The organism is Pseudoalteromonas sp. SG44-5, assembly GCF_014164175.1.
GTDB lineage: Bacteria > Pseudomonadota > Gammaproteobacteria > Enterobacterales > Alteromonadaceae > Pseudoalteromonas > Pseudoalteromonas nigrifaciens.
This window is the reverse complement of record NZ_JACJES010000023.1, coordinates 36,478-43,488: the sequence shown is the minus strand read 5'-3', so window position 1 is coordinate 43,488 and position 7,011 is coordinate 36,478. Positions and strand designations below refer to the sequence as shown.

The 7,011-nt window shown below is 40.5% G+C and carries 7 protein-coding genes and 1 tRNA gene; 3 read left to right on the top strand and 5 right to left on the bottom strand.

Annotated features, from left to right (window positions below; all coding sequences use genetic code 11):
* Window positions 1-456 (bottom strand): LPP20 family lipoprotein (locus H5079_RS15985; protein WP_011327456.1); only part of this gene is annotated, 456 nt, incomplete at its 3' end.
* 155 nt (window positions 457-611) lie between these two features.
* On the opposite strand from H5079_RS15985, the gene H5079_RS15980 reads away from it, so the two are divergent.
* Window positions 612-1,805, top strand: coding sequence for a flagellar assembly protein FlgT (locus H5079_RS15980; RefSeq protein ID WP_182684479.1), 1,194 nt, complete (start codon window positions 612-614; stop codon window positions 1,803-1,805).
* On the opposite strand, the gene H5079_RS15975 is transcribed toward H5079_RS15980, so the two are convergent.
* Window positions 1,802-2,704 carry a LysR substrate-binding domain-containing protein gene (locus tag H5079_RS15975; RefSeq protein ID WP_041454354.1) on the bottom strand — a complete coding sequence of 301 codons (903 nt, stop codon included), beginning with the start codon at window positions 2,702-2,704 and terminating at the stop codon, window positions 1,802-1,804. The genes H5079_RS15980 and H5079_RS15975 overlap by 4 nt on opposite strands.
* A 113-nt stretch (window positions 2,705-2,817) precedes the next feature.
* Here H5079_RS15975 and H5079_RS15970 point away from each other — a divergent pair, with 113 nt between their 5' ends.
* On the top strand, window positions 2,818-3,546 hold the full coding sequence (locus H5079_RS15970) for a glutathione peroxidase (protein ID WP_179807089.1): 729 nt from the start codon (window positions 2,818-2,820) through the stop codon (window positions 3,544-3,546).
* A 70-nt stretch (window positions 3,547-3,616) separates the two neighbouring features.
* Window positions 3,617-5,065 carry a dihydrolipoyl dehydrogenase gene (locus tag H5079_RS15965; protein ID WP_182684478.1) on the top strand — a complete coding sequence of 483 codons (1,449 nt, stop codon included), beginning with the start codon at window positions 3,617-3,619 and terminating at the stop codon, window positions 5,063-5,065.
* Between the two features lie 441 nt (window positions 5,066-5,506).
* Here the strand turns inward: H5079_RS15965 and H5079_RS15960 are convergent.
* The 3 genes from H5079_RS15960 to H5079_RS15950 all read right to left on the bottom strand — a co-directional run bounded on the left by H5079_RS15960 (window position 5,507) and on the right by H5079_RS15950 (window position 7,003).
* Window positions 5,507-5,581: transfer RNA gene (locus H5079_RS15960), tRNA-Arg, on the bottom strand.
* 58 nt (window positions 5,582-5,639) lie between these two features.
* Window positions 5,640-6,299, bottom strand: coding sequence for a FlgO family outer membrane protein (locus H5079_RS15955; RefSeq protein WP_182684477.1), 660 nt, complete (start codon window positions 6,297-6,299; stop codon window positions 5,640-5,642).
* A gap of 11 nt (window positions 6,300-6,310) precedes the next feature.
* Window positions 6,311-7,003, bottom strand: a complete 693-nt coding sequence (locus H5079_RS15950; RefSeq protein WP_011327450.1) for a FlgO family outer membrane protein — start codon at window positions 7,001-7,003, stop codon at window positions 6,311-6,313.
* Between the last annotated feature and the right edge of the window lie 8 nt (window positions 7,004-7,011).

Sequence of the window (7,011 nt, the reverse complement as noted above, 5' to 3'; positions counted from 1 at the left end):
GTAATAAGTTACTTTTTTAACTTCTCGGGGTTTAATTTCGCCTATGTACAGGTCGTGCACGCGCTTCATATTTAGTTCAAGCTCAGTTATATAGGTGTCGTCTACCGCGTAGGCTTTTATAACTTGTGCGCCTTTAATAATGCCCTGCACTTTGCTTTGTAGGTAATCGTCTTGTGCTATTGAACCTGCAACTGTAGTACCTGCGGTAATTTGTTGCCCATACACTTGCTCTGCAAGCTCTCGATACGCTTCTAGCTTAGAAGCTTTAATAGCCATTAACTGCTTTTGCGACTTATTAACACCCGATTGCAGGCTAATAGGTGCATAACCCACGGCTTTTAATACTGGGTAGTTGTTTGGCTCTACATATTTGTATTCAACGTGCTTATCAAACATATTGCTACAACCGCTTAAGGTTATGCATCCTAACGTGATAAGTAATGGCATTACTCGCATAGTACCTAGCCCTAAAAAACAAATTAAATAATTATACGATACTTATGCAGGTTTAATGCCATTGACACTTAAGTGGTATTTACTCACAAATAATATTGGTACGCTCCTTGCTGTATAACTTATGCTAATAGCTAAAATTTAACTGGAGTAAATGTATGAATTCGTTTTTATCATCGGTATTTGCAGGATTAAGCGCAACTGCTTTATTAACGTTTTCGCCTTTTACTGCAGCGCAGTGGTATGAATCGACCGGCCATGCACAAGTTAAAAGTAGCGATGTAGGCGCAGCTAAATCTGCAGCAATTAAAGATGCCATTACACAAGCGTTAGTGTTCTCTGGTGCGCGGGTAAGCTCGGTACAAACCTTAGTAGACGGCGTGCTAATGCAAGATCAGCTTAAAATAAGCAGCCATGGCGAAATTCAAAAAATAGAACTTGTGAGCGAAGAGCGTCATAATAATCAGCTAGCTATTACACTACGCTTAGATATTTTTGCGCAAACAGAGCAATGCCCACAAAGTAGTTTTAAAAAGTTTGTGGCCGTTACCCAAAGCCAGCTTAATCATCGTGAACAAGCCCGCATGGGTCAAATATTTGACATAGATAAAGCGGTTAGCAAAAATATTTATACCGCATTGCAAAAGTCAAAAATGAGCGCTGTACCAATCGCTTATTACAATAACGCTATAAAGGTCGATAAGTATTTTTCACAGCAACACGACTACTCTAATGCGCAACTAGAAGATATTTCCTCGCGTAGTAACGCGCAGTACGTTTTATTAAGCCAAATAACCAACCTATCAACTAGCGATAAGCTCAATAGCGACTATGCCTTTTGGCAAGACGAAAGCTATCAACGTAGTTACCAAATAGAGTTTACCCTTTTTGATGGCACTACTTATGAACAGCTTTGGCAAAATAGCTATAAAAACCAAGCTATTTGGCCATTTGAAAAAACCGCTATTGTTGATGTTAACAGTAGTATGTTTTGGCAATCATCCTATGGGCAAAGCATAAACGATATAAACCAAACGCTAAGTTACGATTTACAATCAGCTATGGCCTGCTTGCCTACTCAAGGAAAAATTATGCACCTTGATCAGGGCAACATAGTGATTAACTTAGGTAAAGCACATGGCCTTAAAAAAGGTCAACTACTTAGCATAGCACACCACAATTACCTAACAGACGCTTTAGGCAATACTATGCCGCATAAAGTAATTACCCTTAATAGCATTCGTGTTGAGCAGTTATATCAACAAAGTGCCATTGCGGTAAGCATTAATAATGCACCACTTCCGGGCGTGCAAATTAACGATATAGTCGAAATAGTTAGCCAAAACCTTTAATTCAACGATTTAGTTAATTTAGCCTTTAAATTAGGGTGAGCCGACAACCATTCACCCAATTGCTCAACCCCCGATAAATGCGGGTAATGCTTTCTACATGCAAATACTATATTGCGCTGCTGATTAGGATAAATAGCTAAATAATTAACCCCTACGCGCTCAGTACAAGCCAATTTAGGCACAAATGTAACCCCGTCATCCATAGCCACCAGCGCCAGTAATGTTTCTAAACTATTACCCTGATACTGGCTCGACACATTAACTCCTGCCGAAAAACAAAACTGTTGGGCTTGATCTTTAAAGCAATGGCCATCACTTAACATTAATAGGCTGCATCCTTGTAATTCGCGCAGCGCTACTTTTTTTTGCTGAGCTAATGAATTATCGTGTGATACAGCCACTAAAAAATCTTCTTTGTATAAATTAACGCTATGGTACTTTTTGAGCTCGGGTACATCAGCCAAAATTGCAAAGTCGAGCTCACCGTTATCTAGCGCTTCTAAAATTGTAGCGGTTTGCATTTCAATAAACGAAAAGCGACTATTAATAAACGCCTCTTTCATTGAAGTGAGTAATACCGGCAGTAAATAAGGCGCAATGGTTGGAATAATACCAATAGTTAACTTACCCTGTAGCGGCTCGTTTGACGTAGCAGCAAGCTCTTTAAGTATTTGTGTTTGTTCTAAAATAACATTAATTTGTGTTAATAAACGCTCGCCTTTAGCGGTTAATGTTACCTGCTTAGTAGAGCGATCAAATAAAGTAACACCTAGCTCCTGTTCAAGTTTTTTTACTTGGCCACTTAAGGTAGGCTGGCTTACAAAGCACGCATCGGCCGCTTTACGAAAGTGCTTAAAGTGCGCTATGGCTTTTACATACTCTAAATCTTTTAAGTTCATATTCATTACCAGGCTGATAGCTTATACCTATCACTTTAATACAAACAAACGATTGGAACTATATTTAAATCACCGCCATAATGGCTATCAACAAATCAAGAGGAACAAAAATTATGTTAAACAATATTGAAGGCAAAAAAATCCCAAGCGTTACATTTGCAACTCGTCAAAACGATGAATGGAAATCAGTAACAACAGACGACATTTTTAAAGGTAAAACGGTTGTTGTATTTTCACTACCGGGTGCATTTACACCAACGTGTTCGTCTACTCATTTACCACGTTACAACGAACTGGCTGGCGTACTTAAGCAAAACGGCGTTGACGAAATTGTATGTTTATCGGTAAACGACACCTTTGTAATGAACGCATGGGCTGAGCATCAAGAAGCGCAAAACATTACTTTACTACCAGACGGTAACGGCGAATTTACTGACGGCATGGGCATGTTGGTAGACAAAAACGACCTAGGTTTTGGTAAGCGCAGCTGGAGATACTCTATGCTTGTAAAAGATGGCGTGATCGACAAAATGTTCATCGAACCAGATTTACCAGGCGACCCGTTTGAAGTATCTGACGCAGATACAATGCTTGATTACATCAACCCTAAGCAAGCTAAACCAGAGCCAGTAACTGTATTTACTAAACCTGGTTGTCCGTTCTGTTCAAAAGCTAAAGCGCTTCTTACAGAAAAAGGCTTTGCATTTGAAGAAATTGTTATGGGCTCAGGCGCATCACTAACAAGCCTTAAAGCAGTATCTGGCCGTGAAACCGTTCCACAAGTATTTATTGGCGGTAAGCACATTGGTGGCTCAGACGATTTAGAAAAATACTTTGCTTAATTAATAATTTTGCTCAATTAGTAAATATAAATAGGGGCACTGGTTGCCCCTATTTTATAAGGAAAAAATAATGAAAAAATTGCAAACCGACGTTGTTGTTATTGGTGCGGGTACTGCGGGTTTAAGTGCTTATCGTAATGCTAAACAATTTACAAATAACGTACTTATGATCGAATCAGGCCCTTACGGCACTACCTGCGCACGAGTTGGTTGCATGCCGAGTAAATTATTAATTGCAGCTGCTGAAGCTGCGCACTCAATCACAATGGCACCTGCATTTGGTGTACATAGCTCTGCACCACGTATTAATGGTAAAGAAGTGATGGCACGCGTTAAAAGCGAACGCGACCGCTTTGCCGGATTTGTAGTAGAAGCTGTAGATGAGCTTCCAAGCGATGACAAAATTCGTGGCTATGCTAAATTTTTAGACGCAAACCGCATACAAATAGATGATCACACCATAATTACTGCTAAACGCTTTGTTATAGCAACCGGCTCACGCCCTTCATACCCTGGCGTATTTAATAATTTTGGCGACAAATTAATTATAAACGACGACGTATTTGACTGGGACGACCTTCCAGAATCGGTAGCCGTATTTGGCCCAGGTGTTATAGGCCTTGAAATTGGCCAAGCACTGCACCGTTTAGGCGTTAAAGTAAAATTATTTGGTGTTGGTGGTGCAATTGGCCCCCTTACCGACCCAGTAGTAAAAGACTACGCAAACACCGTATTTGCCGAAGAATTTTTTGTTGATACCGACTCAAACGTATCCGACATGATGCAAGTAAACAACAAAGCGCAGCTTACTTACACCGACAAACAAGGTGCTAAACACACCGAGCAATTTGACTACGTACTTGCCGCAACGGGGCGCGTACCAAACACAGATAAACTCGGCTTAGAAAACACCGGTATTGAACTTGATGAGCGCGGCGTACCTGTTGCTAATGCTAAAACAATGCAATGTGGCGATTCAAATATATTTATCGCAGGCGACGCCAGTAATATGCTGCCACTATTACACGAAGCATCCGATCAAGGCCTAATAGCTGGCCAAAATGCTGGACGCTTCCCCGATGTACAACCAGGATTACGCAGAGCAAAAATTGCCGCCGTATTTAGCGACCCGCAAATAGCCATGGTTGGCGAAAGTTATAAAGAGATCACCACTCGCTTAGGCAGCTGCGACTGTTTTGAAATAGGCGAAGTAAGCTTTGAAAACCAAGGCCGCAGCCGCGTCATGCTTAAAAACAAAGGGCACATGCGTGTTTACGCAGAGCAAGGCACAGGGTTATTTTTAGGGGCAGAGTTTATCGGCCCACAAGCCGAGCATTTAGCTCACCTACTAGCATGGGCGGTACAAAACAAAATGACCGTACCACAAATGTTAGAAATGCCTTATTACCACCCAGTGATCGAAGAAGGGCTACGCACAGCGCTGCGCGACTTAAACGCCAAACTTAAATTTGGCCCAGATATTGTAAATTCATGTATGGAATGTGGCCCAGGGGCATAGGCTTAGGGCTTAGGGCTTAGGGCTTACAAGGTCAAATAAAAATAATCAGCGAGTAAATTTATTTACTCGCTTTTTTATGCTCAACTTAAAGCGAGTGACAGCCAATCGATAATGCAAAACAGCGATATTAATTGATAACATACTTTTTCGTTGGGTTTCGCTTTGATCAACCCAACCTACGTAAAAATTAACCACCCATGTTACGTTTAACACGACTCGCCAGCGCGACAAAACCTGAATAAAGTTTTTTATATCACGGCCTAGCTTTAACTTAGTGCTGTAATATTTATTCGACTGAAGTGATAAATTGAATTAGATGTTTAAAATACAGAAGTATTAATAATCTTTTTTTGAAAATGAATGCCTGAGTTAGCACAGCTACATATGTGCTAGATAAAGTTTGAACTTCAAAGCACCAACCCCATAACTCATTGATTTTACTGGTAGCCCCTGCAAGAATCGAACTTGCAACTGCCCCTTAGGAGGGGGCCGTTATATCCATTTAACTAAGAGGCCTAAACTGAGGCTAAAATTATAACGGCATTGTCTTTTTTGGATCAAGTGCAAACTGTGTTTAATTACTTGATAAGTAGATATCTTCTTTGTTTAAAACGTATATTGGTATAAATTTTCGGCTACTGGCAACGACTTGTTTATTATTTACGTTTATAACTCGGGTATTCACTGTAACGCCATTAGCGCGGTATATTAACGTACCACCGAGTACATGGCTTGCCATATGCTTTTTGCTAAGGTTTTTTATGTCTCGTGAAAAAACAAAGTCGCCACGGCGATTTACGTTTATTGCATCACTCGTTTTAAAATCAACCACCCCATAACCAAACTTTTGTAGTTGATGAATGAGTGTTTCTGATATTTGGTTACCCAGCTGGTTGCTGTTATTTAGGGTGGCATCTAAATCGACTATGCTTGTCACCGCTATATTTATGCTCTCATCAAGCTCACTACCAGACTCTAAGGTGTCGACTAAATCAAGCGCCATTTGCTCTACATAATTAACCAAGGTTTTATGATGTTTTAACGGCATAAATTGTCGCGACGAGTCGTATTCGCTCTGCGTTTGTAGCCCTTGTGCATGCACATAACGAGCATTCACATCAAAATGAGTGTCTGCATTATTAGTTTTAACCTGCTTATTATTACCCGCAGTAGAGCACCCTGCTAATCCTAGCAGGATAAATAATGCGGTAACGCTATTTAATTTGTAACCCATTATTGCCTCGCTCATTTACTGGCTTGTTTAAGCATAATGCCATCGGTTCTGTAGCTACTATTAAGTGCATCAACCACTGACTGAGGAATAAAGCCTTGCGCTGTTCCTACTACGGCTTTACTAGCTAAGCCAATAATACGTGCATTTACAAGCACACCACCTTGATGGCTTACTAAAGTACCGGCTAAAACATAGTTAAAGTTTTGATCTTGGTTTAGTTCAAGGTAGTCGCGGCTAAATACAAAGTCGCCGCTTGGGGTTACGCGCATATAATCGGTAGTTTTAAAGTCGATAACAGGTATGCCAAAGCTGTGTAGTTCATGCATGAAACTTTCGGCAATTTGATTTCCTAACAAACTTGCGTCGTTGTAATCATCATCTAAAAACACAAAACTTGAAACGGCCAGTGGAGTTTTTTCGTTCACATATTGTAGGTTTTCTACCATGCTTTGCATTATGCCACGCACATAATGATTAATGTTTTTACGTGATGGCGTGCTCGATTTTGAATAATTAGTATGTTGCCCTAACCCCGACTGATATACCTGATTGTCGGTCATTGGGGCTGCCACTGCACGCTCGCCATTAGCCAATTGTACTGAGTTGTTTTGATTTTTTTGTGTGGTGTCTGAGTTCATGCCTGTTAGCATTTGTGAGCACCCAAAGCCCAATGGCAAACATAATGTAAGTAATAGCTTTTTCATTTTGTGCT